Raw genomic sequence first — 17,870 nt, 5'->3', positions numbered from 1 at the left:
TTTAAAAACAACAATCAATAGACTAATTAATAATCTAAAAGAAACGTATACAATATGAAACACATCATCACCGCATTTATTTTTTCTGGCATTCTAATGTCTTGTAATTCTTCAGACAAAACAAAAACGACAACAGAAACCACTGCTGACATTGAAACGACAGAAGTAAGCGAATCAACAGAATCAAAGACACAGTTAAAAGCTATTACAACTGATGAAGACTTAATCGCAACCGCATTAATGGCTGCTCCTGAAGAAAGCAGAGCGGGAAGCAAAGTGATTGGTTATAATATGGCAGGCGAATTTGTAACCTTAAAAGAAGGTGATAATGAATTTATTGTACTTGCCGATGACCCGAATAAAAAAGGGTTTAATGCTGCTTGTTATCATAAAGATCTAGAACCTTTTATGGCAAGAGGAAGAGCCTTAAAAGCAGAAGGCAAAAAACACCAAGAAATTTTTGATATCAGAGAAATTGAAGCAAAAGCAGGTAAATTTAAAATTCCTACAGGAGCTACGTTACATGTGTATTCTGGACCAAAAGCTGAGTTCGACCCAGAAACGTCTAAAGTAGATGAAGCAAAGCTACGTTACGTGGTCTATTTACCTTGGGCTACAGCCGAATCTACAGGATTACCAGAAAAGCCAGTTGCGTCTAACCATCCTTGGATAATGAATCCTGGAACACATAGAGCACATATTATGATTTCGCCTTTAGCAGATGAAAGTAATTAGTATTATAAAAATAACTAAAGTCAGTTTAAAATAACATTGGATACCGTGGAAAAACGAATCCACAAAAACCGAGCGTGCATAAATTCTTTAGAATAATTGTGTGCAATTAATTTTCAATTATTACTTTTATAATCGAACCGATCAACTATTTCTAAGCCTACTTACGTCATATGAAACATAAACTACTTTTTATAATTCTCTTTATTTCTTGTTTTAAAATTTTCTCCCAAGAATTGTTTTCTCCAATAACCAGTGAGACGTTTGGCTTAAACAATCACACAAATAGAGATGTATCCTATTTCTCGCATGTAGATAGTAATGAAAATACAATTATTATAGCTACAACAGAAAAAGACTCAACCTTTACAGATGTTTTAGTAACTAAAATTGATGCTAATTTTAATCTTGTATGGCAGAAACGTGTATCGCAAGACACCAATTTATCTTATGATATACCTGTTAAGTCGTTTGTAAATACAAATAATGAAACTTACGTGATTGGCAGAAGCTCTTTTAATCAATCTTTATCTAATGGTCTAATCTTTATTATAAAACTTAATGAGAATGGTGATATTATTTATAATATAACAATTGGAAATACTGATGCATCTGACTATAGAGATTATAGTTACATGGATGTCGATTTAAATAATGATGGCACACTGAGTCTTGTTTATAATCCTATTGAATTCGATTCTGAAAACCTTGATGATTTTGTATTTTTAAAAGTAAATAATAATGGTGATATTATCAATTCATTTACTCAAGAAATACCAGAAAATGGCATCATAGGAAAAATTAACAATGAGACATTTTATTTCTTAACTCAAGAGTTAAATGATATTGATTATTCTTTGACATATAACTTTCATAAGATTCAGGACGAAAATAATCAAGATAGTTTTCAAATTACTAATTCTGAATTCCTAAGCTATTACAACAATTCAGGACTATCTGATCAGGTTAAATTAACTATAGACAACAACTCCAATTTTTACATAGCGTTTAATAACATATATGATAACGACGCTATAGGAAAAATTAATTTGACAAAAATAGGTTCTAACAATTCAGTCTCCTATTCAACAACAACCAATATTTCAAATAATTATACATTAATAGATACTTTTATAAATAACGAAAATGAAAATATTTCGGTTGTAAATAAAAATGATGACAACACGCTTCAATACCTGTTTGTTGATGCCAACAACACCATTCAATCATTATCTAATGTTGAAAACACTGTAGCGACTGGTTTCAAAAAAAACACGGATGGTTCCTTTTTTATAACGACAAGTAATTCAAATATTCGTTTATTTTCTAATACACTAACTGAACTAACTGTTTTTAACACTTCAGATTCTTTTGAGTTAATAGATTTTTCAAAAATAAATAATGAAACCATAAATGTAATTGGAACTAGTTATAGCAAAATGTTTCCTACATCGGATTACTATACACAATTAGATATTGAAGTAGAGAAAATCAACTCTACCGAAGTAATTAACAATTATACTTACTCTGGTATAGGCACGTCTAAAGCATTTCAGCAACGCGTTATTATTGATAACGACAATAATTATCTGGTATTAGTAACAGAAAAAATGGGACCAGAATATTTAGGAATTGGAGGTGTAAACCCTCCATTAAATAAACGAATTATTAAATATGATTCTGATTTAGAAATGCTTTGGGAAGTAGAAATTCCTAATAACATATTTAACCTTGTAAATCATGGAGGTAAAGATATCGATTTCTTTTTTGATGCAGATAATAACCTCTTTTTAAATCTACCAAGGGCAGGTAATAATTATGGTCTAGGTTACAGTTTGTATAAAGTTACGCCTAATGGAAATATAGAATATGTGAATGACACTTATGTCGCTAAGATGTTTCATGCAAATGAAAATTATATTTTAATGGCAGAAGATTATTTCATGTATGATGACACAAGCAAGATTTATATATTAGATAAGGTTACGGGAAATTTAATAAATGAAATTGAAGTTGGACATGAAGAATTTTTAGAAATTTTTACAATAGGTGAAGATTATTATTTCTACACTTATGAAAGTATTACAAACAATACACCAGACTTTATTTACCTATATAAAAACGGTGTAAAACAATTTACAAGAAGCTTAGATAATAATTACGGGATTTTCCCTTATGAAATCGATGAAAATGGCACATTGTTTTTTAGTACAAGAAATCCACCAGAAAGAAGACTCAATAAACTAGACATCTACAATAATTACTCATATTATCTAACTGCAGACCAAATTTATGGCTTGAAAAAATTTAGTAATGGAAACATGTTTTTATTTCTAAACAATGATAATACACTTGTCTTAGATGATGACCTTAATTTACTATCAAACGGAGACGATTTAGACGTTTCAAATATATATTTGATGACTCATGGTGATTATATATTACTTGGCACTTATTATGATAATAATATTAGAATAATTGATAACAATGGCTCCGTTGTAAAACATTTGTATTTGCAATCTGGTTACTTACACAACTGGTATTCAAAGTTTGATAATCAAGGAGATGTAATTATGGTTGGGCAAAATGGGAATAGAATATCGACATTTAATGAATATGGATGGGCAAGAGGTTTCATTCATAAATTTGGTACAATAGAAAACTTATTGACGATTGAAGAATTTGAAACAAGTAATTATAACATAGTTACTTTGTATCCAAATCCCACTTCCAGTATTTTGAATATAAAAATTAGTAATAAAATTGTTGAAACAGTAATTTTGTTTGACACTGCAGGCAAGCAATTAAAAATATTTAATAATAGCATTATTGATTTGGAAGATTTTAAATCAGGTATATACTTTATAAAAATTATTACAGCCTCAAAAGATATTATAAACAAGAAAATTATTAAAAATTAAGATAACTTCAAAGAAGTCTAAGCTTAAATCCCTTTTTACCATTTAGGTGTTTAGAATCCTAAAATTGCTCTTTTACAACGTAAAGCACAGTTAAAAGTTGTATTGTTATCAAATCAACAATTAATTAATAGCGATTTAAAAACTACTAAAGACGACTTTGAAGAACATTGGATACAGTGGAAAAATAAATCCACACAGACTGAGTATAAGGGAGTACAGTTTTCGGTTATAGAGAGAATTGCTCTCGATACAATTTACTCATGTCTCGCATATCACTCGAACTGACGTAATGAATTATATATACTATATTTACTTCCAATACCTACTTATTAATTAAACACTTAATCGTTATGAAATCCCAAAGATTCCAACTTCTCACACTTGTCCTTATATTTATTTTCATAGCCTGTTCTCCAGAAGACAACACTAATACTGCACCTGAAGACATAAATGAATTTGTATTTAATGGTAATTCTTATCCACTTTTATCAGCTATAATTAGCAACGATAATTCGTCTAACACGACTGAAATTAGACTCTTTAATAAAATAAGTTCAGAAATTACGAGTAATAGTGATTTAACTGATGTTGATTATGTGCACTTTAATATAAATACCGAAAGTTTACAAAATACGACTTACAATACCTTTGAAGATTATAATATTTCAATTAATGGATCTGTTATAGACAGTGAATTTAATCCAGGCACTATTCTTTTAGCTAGTGATCATCCTGAATTGGATAGCTATGCAGCATCAGGTTCACTATCAATTACTAATTTTACACCTTATAATATTGTGTTCACATTTACCTTTACTAGAAATGATGGCGAAGTTATTATAGGCCGTTATGATGGTAACTATTACACACCATAAAATTACATCTTAAGTCTTTCTTAACTATTGGATGCTATAAAAAAATCTTCTTAACTTTACATCTGTGTGCATATGAAAAACCAAAACCTTCAACGATTGGTTTTTCTCAATCACTATACGTGTAATTAAGCAAAGAGCAATTATATTTTTTTAATTCATCCATTATGAAAAACATCTTCCTTTTTATCGGTTTACTCCTTACTACTAACTTGTTAACAGCTCAGCAAACCATGACTCCAGAGCTTTTATGGCAAGTAGAACGACTTAGTGTTATGGGTTTAGATAGCGAAGGTACTACGCTCTATTTTGCCGTAAACACTCCGAATATCGAGAAAAATAGCTATGATTATACCTACTTTAAAATGCCTGTTAATGGTGGTGATATTATTGAAATAAAAAAGGAAGATGTAGCAGCAGTAGACAAAAATGTTTCAGGAGATGGTATGTACAAACTATTTCATAAAGATGTTCATATTGAAAACATTAAAGGTACAGACAACTATAAAAATTTAGATAAATCTGACGTTTATATATACTCAGATTTGGATATTCGTCATTGGGATACGTGGAGCGATGGTGGTTTTAGCCATGTGTTTTATAAAAAAGCAGATGCTGAAGATAACGCAGGCATTGACATTATGCCTAACGAACCATACCACTCACCTCAACAACCCTTTGGTGGTGATGAAGATTACATTTGGTCACCAGATAGCAAAAACATATACTACGTAAGTAAAAAATTACAAGGCAAAGCATACGCTAATAGTACGAACTCAGATATTTATAAATACAATCTAGCGTCTAAAACCACTGAAAATATAACAAATGACAACGAAGGTTACGATACAAGTCCTGCGTTTTCTACACATGGTGCTTTAGCTTGGTTACAAATGAAAACTGATGGCTACGAAAGTGATAAAAACGATATTGTAGTTTTAGATAACGGAATAAAACAAAATCTTACACAGCAATGGGATGGCACAGTTAGAAGTTTCATATGGAGTAACGATGGAAATCACGCCTATTTTACGGCTCCTGTAGATGGCACCATTCAAATTTTTAAAGTGAATTATCCCGGTAAAAAACGAATGGCTCCTGTAGTAAAACAACTGTCTGAAGGCCAGTTTGACGTCACTAGTATTATCGCTCAAAAAGATAATACGTTAGTAGTGACCAGAACAGATATGAATCATGCAGCTGATATTTATAGTTTCAATTTAAAGGACCATAATTTTAAGCAACTAACTAATATCAACAAAGATTTGTACGATAGTGTCGATTTACCTAAAGTAGAACAACGATACGTTACCACAACAGACGGCAAACAAATGTTGGTTTGGGTTATTTTGCCACCAAACTTTGATGCGTCTAAAAAATACCCAACCTTATTATATGCACAAGGTGGACCACAATCACCTTTGACACAGTTTTATTCTTACCGTTGGAATTTTCAACTTATGGCATCGCAAGGCTACATTGTGGTTGCGCCTAACCGTCGTGGTATGCCAGGCCATGGCGTAGAATGGAACGAGGATATTAGTAAAGATTGGGGAGGCCAAGTTATGGACGATTACCTTTCTGCCATTGACGAACTCGCCAAAGAACCTTATGTAGATAACGATCGTCTTGGAGCTGTTGGTGCCAGTTTTGGTGGTTATTCTGTTTTTTATTTAGCCGGAATTCATAATAATCGTTTTAAAACATTTATCTCTCACGATGGTGTTTTTGATACGAGATCTATGTATGGTACAACCGAAGAGTTATTTTTTGTTAACCATGATTTTGGTGGCACCTATTGGGATATAAACAACGAAGCCGCTCAAAAAACATATAATGAGTTTAATCCTATTACTAAAGTTTCAGAATGGAATACACCTATTTTAATTATTCAAGGAGGAAAAGATTACCGTGTTCCCATTGAACAAGGTTTAAGTGCGTACCAAGCCGCACAAATGTTAGATATTAAAAGTAAACTACTTTATTTCCCTGAAGAAAATCATTGGATTCTAAATCCGCAGAATGCTTTAGTTTGGCAACACGAATTTTTTAAATGGCTTAAGGACACCTTGTAGTGCGCTATTTTTAAATAAATTAACTAAAAACGAACTTATCTAATTATGCGAAATATACTAGCAACTATTATTGGCTTTATCGCTGCATCTTTAACGGTTTACTTAGTTGAAAACCTTATTGGTCATAATTTATTTCCGTTACCAGATGGAGCTGACCCTTTGAACATGGAATGGTTAAGTAATAACATGAATATGATTCCTGTAGGTATGAAAATCTGTGTCGTTATTGCACATTTTGCAGGCATAATTATTGGAATGCTCGTGGCAGCCAAGATTTCTAAAAAAAGTATGGTACCAAGTTATATTGTTGGTATTTTAATGCTTGCAGCTACATTTTATAATATTGTGATGTTACCTAAAGAACTATGGTTCAACATTTCAGATGGATTATTTGCTATTATTGGATTCTATTTAGGCAAAACATGGTCTAAAAAGCAATTGATTACTAATTAGTATTAATTTTAACCCAAATCTCTGGTTGAGCGCAGTCGAAACCTTCCTTTAGTAAACGAATAGTTCTCAACTACTGACCTCTATTAATTTTTAATAGATAGTTAGGATCCGGACAATTTTCTCTATAAAATTCTAAATCCTTTTGTGAACAAACACCTGGATAATCGCCTACAAAACCCTGAATATCTTTTATAATTTGAAAATGTAAATGTGGCGGATAATCTCCATTAACACCTGCCGTTCCTAATGTTGCTATTTGCTCGCCTTGGTTCACTTCTACTCCAACTTCTAAGTCTTCAATAGATTCTAAACTAAGATGACCATAGAGGGTATAAAATTCAAATTCTTCAATGTGATGTTTCAAAACAATAGTTGGTCCGTAATCACCATAATTGGTATTGTTTTTAAAACTATGAATGGTTCCTGATAACGGTGCAAAAATTGCCGTATTGGCTTCTATCCAAAGGTCTAATCCTAAATGAATATTACGTTCTGTTTCAGGATTTGTTTGATTAAAATACGTGCTACGTTGGTAAATTGCTCGTTTTTCGAGATAACCACCAAACGCTACATTGGCATTATGAGTTCTTAGGGCATTCCAGATAAATTGTTCTAAATCTTCAGGTGATGATACATTGATTTTATTCAATTCGGAATTGTGCGTTGATAAATCTATTGGAGTAAAATCACGCATTGACATAGCAACATCAAACAGTGAATTTGTTTTGAGTGATTTTAGAAAGGCTTCAAAAGACGAAAGTAGCATCGTATAGTATTTATGTCCCAAATTAAGTGATAAAGTCGAAATAAATTTTGAAGTATTGCAGAAATCTTCAATTTAATTTTAAATTTATAAGATTAACATAAAATTCAACCTTTGCACTCTTAAATCTAGGGATTTCAATTATCTTTAATTCTTGAATGCATAAATTTGCATATTAACTAGAACCTATTTATTTTAAGAGTAAAAATCATGTTAAAACGCCTCCTTATTTTCCTATCTATTTTAGCATTAGGCTTGCTATTATATTCTGTTTTTGTCGAGAATATTTTTTCACCTCCATTAAGTCCAAAAGATAAGGCAGAAATTTCCCTTAACGATTTAACATTAAAAGTAGAATACAACAGGCCATCAAAACGAGATCGTGACATTTTTGGTGCATTAGTCCCATTTGACAAAGTTTGGAGAACAGGCGCAAATGAAGCGACAACTTTTGAGACTAATCAGCAGTTATTGATTGATGATATAGTGTTGAACAAAGGAAAATATACCATATGGACAGTCCCAATGAAAGACACTTGGAAAGTTATGTTTAACTCTAAACAGTATGATTGGGGAGTTAATGAAAGAATGGAGCCAATGTGGGATCCAAACTTCGATGTTCTAGAATTTCAGGTGCCTACGCAAGAATTAGATGTTACCGTTGAAAAATTTACGATTGCTTTTGATAATAAAACAGGTCATTTAAAATTAACCATGGCTTGGGATAACACCTTAATTGAAGTCCCAATTGAACTAAAAGAAACACAACAATAAATTGTTTGCAGAGTGGCTAAGAAAAAGAAGACATACAAATCTGCTATGCAAGAAAAAGATGGCGTAGAATCGTCAAAGAGTTTAAGTCCTAATGTTGCCAAAATCATAAAAGCAAATCGAAAAAAAACCATTTCGGTTACTGAATTGGTGTCTGGTATTTTAGCCGGAAATATTACAGCTTTAAGTAGAGCGATTACTTTAATTGAGAGCACCAATCCTTCGCATTCTAAAAAAGCAAACGACATTATTTCTAAATGTTTACCACACGCCAATACATCTACAAGAATTGGAATTACTGGTGTTCCTGGAGTTGGTAAAAGTACGTTTATAGAAGCGTTTGGAATTCATCTTACATCCTTACAAAAAAAGGTTGCAGTATTAGCCGTAGATCCGAGTAGTAGCCTAAGTCAAGGTAGTATTTTAGGAGATAAAACTCGAATGGAAGATTTGGTAAAAAACGACAACGCTTTTATTAGACCGTCTCCTTCTGGAAATTCGTTAGGAGGTGTCGCAAGAAAAACGCGTGAAACCATAATTTTATGTGAAGCTGCTGGCTTTGACACCATTATTATCGAAACGGTTGGTGTTGGCCAAAGTGAAACTGCTGTACATGGTATGGTAGATTTCTTTTTGTTGTTAAAACTGGCTGGAGCTGGTGATGAATTGCAAGGTATTAAACGTGGTATTATTGAAATGGCAGATGCTATTGTGATCAATAAGGCTGATGGAGAAAATATAAAAGCTGCAAAAACAGCTAAAGTAGAATTTAATAGAGCTTTACATTTATATCCTGCCAAAGCCTCTGAGTGGTCGCCAAAAGTGTCCTTGTGTAGCGCTCTTAAGCGAGAAGGTATTTCTGAAATTTGGAATATGATTGAAGATTACACCAAAGTGACAACAGCAAATCACTATTTTGAAACCAATAGAAATAATCAAAATAAATTTTGGCTACTACAAACCATAGAAGATCGTTTAAAATCTAATTTCTACAATGCGCCTAAAATTAAATTAGAATTGCCAAAACAAATTCTATTAGTTGAAGCTGGAAAAACAACACCTTTTGCAGCTGCAGAATACTTACTTTCGCTGTAGCGATTAGACTAAACAACTAAAACATGAAACAAACGGAATTAATTATTGGCATCGGCATAGTACTTCTTATGGTGGTACGATTAAACGTTATGTATCCGTACGCATCTCTACTAATTACAATACTCACTCTAGTGTTGGCTATGTTATATTCAGTATTTAGTTTCGGGCTTTTAAATCAAATTCGATTTAGAAATCTATTAAAAAAGGAATCCTACAAAGGTATCAGTACCTTAAGACTCATCGGAACAATTGGTACTGGGTTTGTTTTATCTATAATAAGCATCAGTATTTTATTTAAGTTTCAAAGGTGGCCCTATAGTAGTATCAATTTGTTGATAGGGTTAGTGAGTATCGTACCAATTATTGGCGTTGTAATTATAAAATATAGTCAACATAAAAACAAGATGTATAGCGCGCTTCTCGTTCGACTTTCTATAATTTTTGCAATGGGTTTACTTTTGTATTTTACAAAATCTGAAACTATTTTAGAAATGACATATAGAGATTTTCCAGAATATATTGACGCTGTAAAAAATGAAATGAAAGATCCAGATAATTTAGAGTTGCGACAAATAACAAATGAAGTGCGGCTAAAAATGGATGCAGCAAGATAATACAGCTTGAAATACATTATAAGACCTTGCGAACGTATAAAAAAACTATACTTTTGTTCTGACTAAGCCATAAAGCAAATGACGTACCAATTCACTATCATAGTTCCTGTTTATAATGAAGAGGAAAATTTACAACGTGTAGAATCAGAGCTTTTAAAATACCTTAAGATTGCTACGGTTTCAACATCTGTTCTCTTTGTTAATGATGGATCTGTAGACAACAGTCAAGCCATAATTGAAACTATTTGTGAACGGAATGATGCTTTTGAATTCATCTTATTTAAACAAAACAGAGGCTTAAGTGCTGCTATAAAAGCAGGATTTGAACATGTAGATTCTGAATTGGTAGGCTACATAGATTCTGATTTACAAACTTCACCAGAAGATTTTAATAAGCTTTTAGAACACATTAATTCTTATGAGTTGGTTACAGGTGTGCGCTCTAACAGAAAAGATTCTTTTGTTAAAAATATGTCATCTAAAATTGCCAATGGCATACGACGTGCCTTTACACACGACGGCATGGATGATACAGGCTGCCCTCTTAAAATTATAAAAACTGATTATGCGAAACGCATTCCAATGTTTAGAGGCTTGCATCGTTTTTTACCTGCCATGATTATGCTGCAAAACGGACGTGTGACACAAATCCCTGTTCAGCATTTTCCTAGAATCGCTGGCACCGCAAAATTTGGATTATGGAATCGGCTACTGGGACCATTAATGGATTGTTTTGCCTATTTATGGATGAAGAAAAAATACATTAATTACGACATAGAAAAATCTAGTAAACAACATCTATAATTTGAAAGACTGGATTATTTACAGCATCGGATTTTTAGCTCAGATTTTATTTTCTTCTCGGCTTATCATTCAATGGATAACTTCAGAAAAGCAACGTAAAGTTATCACTCCAAAAACATTTTGGACACTTAGTTTAATGGCGTCTTTTCTATTATTTATATATGGATACTTACGATTAGACTTTGCTATTATGTTAGGTCAGAGTTTAACCTATTATATTTATATTAGAAACTTACAACTGCAAGGTCAGTGGCGAAAATTTCCAATAATCGTACAGTATTTACTTTTTATTGTTCCGATTATAATTGTAGTATTCTATTATAACAACAATAAAATAGATCTCGAATTATTATTTCAAAACGATAACATTCCATTTTGGTTGTTAGTTTTAGGAATTGTAGCACAAGTAGTTTTTACACTTCGATTTGTATACCAATGGATACATTCTGAGCGTCATAAAGAATCTACATTGCCTATGGGGTTTTGGGTATTGAGTTTAATAGGAGCTGGGCTAATATTAACCTATGCTATTATACGAGAAGACCCAGTACTGTTTGTAGGTCATTTATTCGGTTTAGTGATTTATGCTCGTAACGCTTATTTAATAAGACAAACTAATGATTAAACACATTGAAAAATATCCTATACTCAGCCTTTTACTTTTTGTAATTGTGATGTTAGGTTTTACTATAGATTCTATTCCTGTAACCATCATGGAGGCACGAAACTTTATTTCTGCACGAGAAATGCTCACTGATAATAACTGGATTTTAACCACAATGAATGGAGAGGCGCGATATGAAAAACCTCCATTACCAACATGGATTACAGCTGTTTTTGGATACCTATTTGGTATTAAATCTGTTTTAGCTTTACGTTGGCCTACACTGATTTTTGTAGCGAGTATTGGAATTGGCATCTACTTATTATCGAAAAAATTAGAGTTATCTAAATCCCATAGCGTCATTAATGGTTTTATTGCGTTATCCTCTTTTTATATCATCGGAATTACTATTGAAGCCCCTTGGGATATTTACACACATGGTTTTATGCTAATGGCATTGTATCAATTATTTCTAATGTTTCAAAATAAAGAAACAACACTTCTCAGAAGTTTGTTGTTTGTACTGTTTTTAGCTGGTTCAGTATTATCAAAAGGGCCTGTATCACTTTATGTACTTTTCTTACCTTTTGTATTGGCATACGGATTCGCTTTCAAATTTAAAGGCCGAACACTTCATTATTTAAAATTATTTAGTCTTTTGGTTTTTGGAATAGTTTTAGGAGGTTGGTGGTATTTTCATGTTCGCCTTGCAGATCCTGAAACTTTTATAGCCATTGCAGAACGCGAAACCTCTAATTGGCACAGTTACAATGTAAGACCATTTTACTATTACTGGAGTTTCTTTATTCAGAGTGGTTTATGGACAATTCCTGCGTTTATTAGTTTATTATATCCTTATTTAAAAACAAGAGTGACAGATCTAAAAGCCTATCGTTTTAGTTTCTTTTGGACCCTCTTTGCTGTGATTTTATTATCGTTAATTCCTGAAAAGAAATCGCGTTATTTAATGCCTGTTTTAATTCCGCTAGCCTTAAATATTGGATTTTATATCGATTACTTAATTCGTGAATTCAAGACCATAAACATTAAAAAAGAAACGATTCCTGTATATTTTCAATTTGGTTTAATAGGAACTATAGCCATACTATTTTGGATACTTGGTTTCTTTTTAGCACCTTCATTTACCGGAATGGTTTGGGTAAGATTTATACTTGCTAGTATTGTTTTAGCCATAATAGGCTTCTATATCTTGAAGCATTTAAAAGCTAAAAATATAAAAAACACATTCTATCTAACCATTGCCTTTATGCTTAGTATAGGTGTTTTGGTGTTGCCGTTGGCAAAGGTACAACCACAAGAAAATTACAAACCCCTTTCTGAGTTAGCATCAGACAAAATATCACTTTATACTTTAGATGGTGTAGCTCCTGAAGCCATTTATAATTATGGAGACAAGATTCCGCGTATTAAGTTAAGCGAAGGACTAATACTTCCTTCTGAAAAACAATTCAGACTGTTAACTACAACATCTAAACCTGAAGACATTGAAGAATTAGCACAACTTTATACTATTGAATTTATAGGCACTTATGATTTAAATTTTTCTGATAGAGACCACAAATCCAGATTAGTAAACCAACTTTATAAGCTTACTTTGAAATAAATTTATTTAAAAGAAATTGGTTCAACTTATAAAAGCCAAAACCAGCAATCGCACCAAAGGTGATTCCACAGATTACATCTAATGGATAATGTACTCCAACATAAATACGACTATAAGTAACAATTAAGCTCCAAATAATTAGCAGGTAGATAAGGTTTTTTAAATACGGCCTTAATAACAAGCCAGCAAAAATTGCAGTTGACATTGAGTTAGATGCATGGCCAGAGAAAAAACCATATTTACCGCAACGCGGAGCAATGTAACGCATTAAATCCATAACACCTTCTGCTCTACATGGTCTTGGGCGTTGAAACGTATCCTTAAAAAGATTGGTCATTTGATCTGTAAACGTAATCATACCTGCGATTACGACAACCATTAATAACAAAGCCTTCCACCCAAATTTCTTATAAATTAAAAACAATAATGCAGCATATAACGGAATTGAGGTGAACTTATTTGTAATTACCAACCATAGGTTATCCCAAGTTTCAGAGCCTAAATTATTGAGATATATAAAAAGTTCTTTATCGTACTCTATTAGTTGTTCTAGCATCAATCGTCGTATCTAGCAATTTCTCTATCGTAAAAGTCTGTAGCTTGCTGAATGTAATTTTCTGTTTCAGTTTCTAATTCCTTTTCGTCGTGCTGATCAAATTCTTCAAACCATTCTACTTCATCATCTTCAAGATTAATGATAAAACGCGGGAATTCAGTATGTATAATGAATATGGCATCAGGATAATCTGTATTGTCTCCTAATATAAATTTTGGTAGTTCCATTTCTGTTTGAATTTTATGTTTGAAAAATCCGAAGCTTTTCAACTTAAGTTACAAATATATAGATTTTGAATGAGCTACTCGATAAATATTACAATATCAAAACCTCCTAAAACTCTGTTCTTATTGTATTGATTTAGCTATTAATTTTTTAGTCAGTAAATTGAATCGTATAAATAAAAGAATGGCAGCTACAGTTAGTCCTGCAATAAGTCCAATCCAAATTCCTAAGCTACCATAAGCGTCTGCTTTTCCTAAATAATAACTGATAGGAAAACCGACAACCCAATACGAAATAAAGGTAATTAAAGTCGGCATTTTAACATCTTGAAGTCCACGTAAAGCCCCCAAAGCAATAACCTGCAGGCTATCTGAAATTTGAAAAACGGCTGCTGCTAAAAGTAAAGTTGCAGCAATACTTACCACTTCTGCTGTATCTAATGCATTTTCAGGATCGTCTAAATCCACATACAAATCTGGAAGGAACTGATGAAACGCTACAAAAAACAGTGCAAAAATCACAGCAAAAATAAAACCGACAAGAAATATGGATTCTGCAATACGTTTTAATGCCGTAAAGTCTTTTAAGCCTTTTTGGTTTCCTACTCTAATCATTGCCGCAACACTTAATCCTGTTGCTACCATAAAGGTCATGGAAGATAGATTTAATGCAATTTGATTTGCCGCTTGCGCATTAGCTCCTAATGTACCGCTTAACCAAATGGCAGCTGTAAAAATTCCAACTTCAAAAAACATTTGCATCGCACTTGGTAAGCCTAAATTGCTCAACTTTCTAATGGGTTGTTTACTTAGTTGAAAGAATTTAATATTAGTAACATAGGATTTCGATTTTTCGCGTTTTGCTAATAACCACCATAAATACGCCACCATTACAAAACGAGATACTAAGGTTCCGACTGCTGCTCCTACAATTCCCATTTGAGGAAAACCGAACTTTCCAAAAATTAAAACATAGTTAATGGCAACATTGAGAAGATTGGCAAGAATTGTCGCATACATAGGATATTTAGTTAATGACAAACCATCACTAAATTGCTTAAATGCCTGAAAAACAATTAATGGAACTAATGAAAACGCAACCAAATCTAAATAAGGTATTGCTAAATTCACCACCTCTTCTGGCTGATCCATTATATACATTAATGGCTTTGCGAATAATAAAATCCCAAATAGCACCAAGCCTAATACCGTACACAAAAACAGTCCATGCTTAAATACTGATTTTCCTTTTTCAAAATTTCCTTCAGAATCAGCCTCAGCTACTAAAGGTGTAATGGCTGTAGAAAACCCAATACCAATGGACATGGCAATAAAAATAAAACTGTTTCCTAGAGATACAGCTGCTAACTCTGCTGCACCTAATTGACCAACCATTATATTATCTATAAAACTCACAAAAGTATGACCAAGCATACCCAGCATCACAGGGGATGCGAGCTTCAGGTTGTATCTAAATTCCTTAGTGTAGTTGCTTAAAACCATGCAGCAAAAGTACTACTCCTTTTAGTTTTAAAAGTGAATTATTTGCTAAATAATTAAGAAGATGATAGGCCTTAAAATAACCTATAAACAATATGAATATTTACTTTATTCTTTTGGCCTGTGTTATAAATGATAGGCCTTGCTGACCAGAAGTGGAAGTCATAACACCTTCAAAAATAGGTTCAGGACAGTTTTCTGGTGTTTTCCAATCCAAAATAAAATTAGGTCCTGTGCCACCCGCAACTTCTACTTCATCAATGACGATATCAACAGTTTCCATAGGTCTTATAAAAATAGGGTTATCAATATAAGATTTAAACAAGGAGCCATCACTATCGAAATAGTCTATTTTAAAAAGGTAAATACTATCTTTTATACTCGTATTTCTAAGACTTACCATAGCTGTAAGATTATAAATCTTTTTATGCGAATAACTGTTAATTTGAGAATAAATAGATAAATACGACTGACCAGACGTTAACGTGTCTACATTTTTTATAGTCGCTTCACGATCATCCCATTTAACTTTTTCAAATTCAACCTTACCTAAAATTTCATTACAAGAATACAAACCAAAAACCACAACAAATAAAACTAAGACTCTTTTCATTCTGTGAAATTTTGATTTATGATTCATAGATAAACGACAGATATAATTTATTTAAGCACTTAATTATACAGATTAATTTTAAAACTGCAAATAAAAAACAAAGAATATTAAGCGCAATAAATAAGCTATTGGACTAGTAATTAACCATTAGTTACTTTTAATATGTCCTTCACTTCAGCTAAACTATCTTCATTATCCAAGAGTAAAACTAAGATGTCGTTAGCTTCAATAACTGTAGATCCACCTGGACGCACAAATTTATCATTCCGTTTAATCATTATAATAAATGCAGAATTTGGAAAATGTAAATCAATAATACGTTTGTCTACAGCGAAACTATTCTCTGTCACTAAAATTTCTTCCATTGCAGATTTCGGTAGATTAAGAATGTAGCGATCATTTTCTGCAATAGGCTTTATCTTTTCTGGTAGTGCAACATTTAACCATTTCGCAAAAAGAGATAAGGTTGTACCTTGAATTAGTACAGAAGTCACCGAGATAAAAAATACAATATTAAAAATCATAGGGGCTTTATCAATTCCCGCTAAAAGTGGATACGTTGCAAATACAATAGGAACAGCACCACGTAAACCAACCCACGAAATGTAGAACCTCCTTTTAAGTTTCATTTTAAAAAACATTAAACTTATAAATACACTTATTGGTCTTGCCACTAAAATTAGGAATACAGAAATGAGTAAGCCAATTCCCATATAAGGTATTATTTGTGAAGGAAAAACGAGTAAACCTAGGGTTAAGAATAAAACGATTTGCATTAACCATGCTATTCCATCAAACATTTTTAAAATGGTCGATTTATGTATTAAATCTTGATTTCCTAAGTAAACCGCACATATATAAATAGCGAGAAACCCATTTCCTCCCACAAAATCCGTTGCTGAAAATGTAATGAACATTAAAGCAATAACTAAAACTGGGTAAAGGCCTTCAAAACCCAATTTAATTCTATTAATAATCATCTCACTCAATTTCCCAAAAGCAAAACCTGCAATACCACCTAAGATCATTTGCTGGAAAAACATAAAAATCATATTGAGAAAAGACTGATCCTGATTAATAACCAAACTTAAACACGCCAATGTTAAAACATAAGCCATAGGATCATTACTTCCACTTTCTAACTCTAATGTTGGTCTTAAATTTGTTTTTAAAGCTAAATTCTTTGATCGTAAAATAGAAAATACAGCGGCAGCATCAGTAGAAGACACAATAGAACCCAATAACATACTTTCATAGATTGTAAAATCTGTGACATACCAGACAAATGTTCCCAATGTTGCTGCAGTAAGAAAAACACCAAGTGTTGATAAGATGAGTCCTTCTTTAAGTATGGGTTTTATAGCCTTAAAATTGGTATCTAAACCACCCGAAAACAATATAAAATTTAAAGAAATAATACCAATTAACTGGGCCAGTTTAGGATCATCAAAGCGAATACCTCCAATACCATCAGAGCCTGCAAGCATTCCAATAGCTAAGAAAAGTATTAATGTTGGTACACCAAATTTATATGATGTTTTACCTACAACAATACTTATAAAAAGTAATAGTGAGCCAATTAAAAGTATATTCTCGGTGGTTAAATTCATCCGTTAGTAGCTGAAATTTAGTAAGCGCAAAATTAACTT

At 32.3% G+C, this 17,870-nt stretch carries 17 protein-coding genes; 11 read left to right on the top strand and 6 right to left on the bottom strand.

Annotation, left to right across the window (positions count from 1 at the left end):
- Nucleotides 1–54 precede the first annotated feature (54 nt).
- The 5 genes from ITJ86_RS13670 (at nt 55) to ITJ86_RS13650 (ending at nt 7,053) form a co-directional block, all read left to right on the top strand.
- Complete coding sequence (locus ITJ86_RS13670) at nt 55–735, top strand: hypothetical protein (RefSeq protein ID WP_195872213.1); 681 nt, start codon at nt 55–57, stop codon at nt 733–735.
- Nucleotides 736–905: 170 nt separating this feature from the next.
- Nucleotides 906–3,653 (top strand): T9SS type A sorting domain-containing protein, encoded by a 2,748-nt coding sequence (locus tag ITJ86_RS13665; RefSeq protein ID WP_195872212.1) that lies wholly within the window; start codon nt 906–908, stop codon nt 3,651–3,653.
- Nucleotides 3,654–4,003: 350 nt separating this feature from the next.
- Nucleotides 4,004–4,528: a hypothetical protein gene (locus tag ITJ86_RS13660; protein WP_195872211.1), complete on the top strand. Its 525-nt coding sequence runs from the start codon at nt 4,004–4,006 to the stop codon at nt 4,526–4,528.
- A gap of 164 nt (nt 4,529–4,692) precedes the next feature.
- The gene (locus ITJ86_RS13655) at nt 4,693–6,600 is read left to right on the top strand and encodes a S9 family peptidase (protein WP_195872210.1); all 1,908 of its coding nucleotides are present in this window, start codon (nt 4,693–4,695) and stop codon (nt 6,598–6,600) included.
- Between the two features lie 45 nt (nt 6,601–6,645).
- On the top strand, nt 6,646–7,053 hold the full coding sequence (locus tag ITJ86_RS13650; protein ID WP_195872209.1) for a hypothetical protein: 408 nt from the start codon (nt 6,646–6,648) through the stop codon (nt 7,051–7,053).
- 70 nt (nt 7,054–7,123) lie between these two features.
- On the opposite strand, the gene ITJ86_RS13645 is transcribed toward ITJ86_RS13650, so the two are convergent.
- Nucleotides 7,124–7,840, bottom strand: coding sequence for a peptidoglycan DD-metalloendopeptidase family protein (locus ITJ86_RS13645; RefSeq protein ID WP_317190632.1), 717 nt, complete (start codon nt 7,838–7,840; stop codon nt 7,124–7,126).
- A 186-nt stretch (nt 7,841–8,026) separates the two neighbouring features.
- On the opposite strand from ITJ86_RS13645, the gene ITJ86_RS13640 reads away from it, so the two are divergent.
- From ITJ86_RS13640 to ITJ86_RS13615, 6 genes are all read left to right on the top strand, one after another.
- Complete coding sequence (locus ITJ86_RS13640) at nt 8,027–8,590, top strand: DUF2911 domain-containing protein (RefSeq protein ID WP_195872208.1); 564 nt, start codon at nt 8,027–8,029, stop codon at nt 8,588–8,590.
- Nucleotides 8,591–8,635: 45 nt separating this feature from the next.
- Nucleotides 8,636–9,682: a methylmalonyl Co-A mutase-associated GTPase MeaB gene (meaB, locus tag ITJ86_RS13635; RefSeq protein ID WP_195872269.1), complete on the top strand. Its 1,047-nt coding sequence runs from the start codon at nt 8,636–8,638 to the stop codon at nt 9,680–9,682.
- A 23-nt stretch (nt 9,683–9,705) separates the two neighbouring features.
- Nucleotides 9,706–10,296: a hypothetical protein gene (locus ITJ86_RS13630; RefSeq protein ID WP_195872207.1), complete on the top strand. Its 591-nt coding sequence runs from the start codon at nt 9,706–9,708 to the stop codon at nt 10,294–10,296.
- Between the two features lie 78 nt (nt 10,297–10,374).
- On the top strand, nt 10,375–11,100 hold the full coding sequence (locus ITJ86_RS13625) for a glycosyltransferase family 2 protein (protein WP_195872206.1): 726 nt from the start codon (nt 10,375–10,377) through the stop codon (nt 11,098–11,100).
- 1 nt (nt 11,101) lies between these two features.
- The gene (locus ITJ86_RS13620) at nt 11,102–11,725 is read left to right on the top strand and encodes a lipid-A-disaccharide synthase N-terminal domain-containing protein (protein ID WP_195872205.1); all 624 of its coding nucleotides are present in this window, start codon (nt 11,102–11,104) and stop codon (nt 11,723–11,725) included.
- Entirely contained in the window at nt 11,718–13,328 is a 1,611-nt protein-coding gene (locus tag ITJ86_RS13615) for an ArnT family glycosyltransferase (RefSeq protein ID WP_195872204.1), read from the top strand. The genes ITJ86_RS13620 and ITJ86_RS13615 overlap by 8 nt, the downstream gene beginning before the upstream one ends.
- Here ITJ86_RS13615 and ITJ86_RS13610 read toward each other — a convergent pair.
- The 5 genes from ITJ86_RS13610 to ITJ86_RS13590 form a co-directional block, all read right to left on the bottom strand.
- The gene (locus ITJ86_RS13610) at nt 13,315–13,884 is read right to left on the bottom strand and encodes a phosphatase PAP2 family protein (protein ID WP_195872203.1); all 570 of its coding nucleotides are present in this window, start codon (nt 13,882–13,884) and stop codon (nt 13,315–13,317) included. The genes ITJ86_RS13615 and ITJ86_RS13610 overlap by 14 nt on opposite strands.
- Nucleotides 13,884–14,111 (bottom strand): hypothetical protein, encoded by a 228-nt coding sequence (locus ITJ86_RS13605; protein WP_195872202.1) that lies wholly within the window; start codon nt 14,109–14,111, stop codon nt 13,884–13,886. The genes ITJ86_RS13610 and ITJ86_RS13605 overlap by 1 nt, the downstream gene beginning before the upstream one ends.
- A 120-nt stretch (nt 14,112–14,231) precedes the next feature.
- Nucleotides 14,232–15,611, bottom strand: coding sequence for an MATE family efflux transporter (locus ITJ86_RS13600; protein ID WP_195872201.1), 1,380 nt, complete (start codon nt 15,609–15,611; stop codon nt 14,232–14,234).
- 100 nt (nt 15,612–15,711) lie between these two features.
- A complete protein-coding gene (locus tag ITJ86_RS13595; RefSeq protein WP_195872200.1) occupies nt 15,712–16,221 on the bottom strand; it encodes a DUF3124 domain-containing protein in 510 nt (169 codons plus the stop codon).
- A gap of 140 nt (nt 16,222–16,361) precedes the next feature.
- Entirely contained in the window at nt 16,362–17,831 is a 1,470-nt protein-coding gene (locus ITJ86_RS13590; RefSeq protein WP_195872199.1) for a potassium/proton antiporter, read from the bottom strand.
- Between the last annotated feature and the right edge of the window lie 39 nt (nt 17,832–17,870).

The sequence above is a fragment of the Winogradskyella marina genome (assembly GCF_015645385.1).
Taxonomy (GTDB): domain Bacteria; phylum Bacteroidota; class Bacteroidia; order Flavobacteriales; family Flavobacteriaceae; genus Winogradskyella; species Winogradskyella marina.
This window is presented reverse-complemented; position numbering and strand designations above follow the sequence as displayed.

Excerpts from the sequence above, each read along its gene's own strand:
- ITJ86_RS13595 (WP_195872200.1), bottom strand. The coding sequence starts at position 16,221 with ATGAAAAGAGTCTTAGTTTTATTTGTTGTGGTTTTTGGTTTGTATTCT.
- ITJ86_RS13605 (WP_195872202.1), bottom strand. The coding sequence starts at position 14,111 with ATGGAACTACCAAAATTTATATTAGGAGACAATACAGATTATCCTGAT.
- ITJ86_RS13615 (WP_195872204.1), top strand. The coding sequence starts at position 11,718 with ATGATTAAACACATTGAAAAATATCCTATACTCAGCCTTTTACTTTTT.
- ITJ86_RS13590 (WP_195872199.1), bottom strand. The coding sequence starts at position 17,831 with ATGAATTTAACCACCGAGAATATACTTTTAATTGGCTCACTATTACTT.
- ITJ86_RS13665 (WP_195872212.1), top strand. The coding sequence starts at position 906 with ATGAAACATAAACTACTTTTTATAATTCTCTTTATTTCTTGTTTTAAA.
- ITJ86_RS13625 (WP_195872206.1), top strand. The coding sequence starts at position 10,375 with ATGACGTACCAATTCACTATCATAGTTCCTGTTTATAATGAAGAGGAA.
- meaB (WP_195872269.1), top strand. The coding sequence starts at position 8,636 with ATGCAAGAAAAAGATGGCGTAGAATCGTCAAAGAGTTTAAGTCCTAAT.
- ITJ86_RS13610 (WP_195872203.1), bottom strand. The coding sequence starts at position 13,884 with ATGCTAGAACAACTAATAGAGTACGATAAAGAACTTTTTATATATCTC.
- ITJ86_RS13630 (WP_195872207.1), top strand. The coding sequence starts at position 9,706 with ATGAAACAAACGGAATTAATTATTGGCATCGGCATAGTACTTCTTATG.
- ITJ86_RS13650 (WP_195872209.1), top strand. The coding sequence starts at position 6,646 with ATGCGAAATATACTAGCAACTATTATTGGCTTTATCGCTGCATCTTTA.
- ITJ86_RS13600 (WP_195872201.1), bottom strand. The coding sequence starts at position 15,611 with ATGGTTTTAAGCAACTACACTAAGGAATTTAGATACAACCTGAAGCTC.
- ITJ86_RS13655 (WP_195872210.1), top strand. The coding sequence starts at position 4,693 with ATGAAAAACATCTTCCTTTTTATCGGTTTACTCCTTACTACTAACTTG.
- ITJ86_RS13670 (WP_195872213.1), top strand. The coding sequence starts at position 55 with ATGAAACACATCATCACCGCATTTATTTTTTCTGGCATTCTAATGTCT.
- ITJ86_RS13640 (WP_195872208.1), top strand. The coding sequence starts at position 8,027 with ATGTTAAAACGCCTCCTTATTTTCCTATCTATTTTAGCATTAGGCTTG.
- ITJ86_RS13660 (WP_195872211.1), top strand. The coding sequence starts at position 4,004 with ATGAAATCCCAAAGATTCCAACTTCTCACACTTGTCCTTATATTTATT.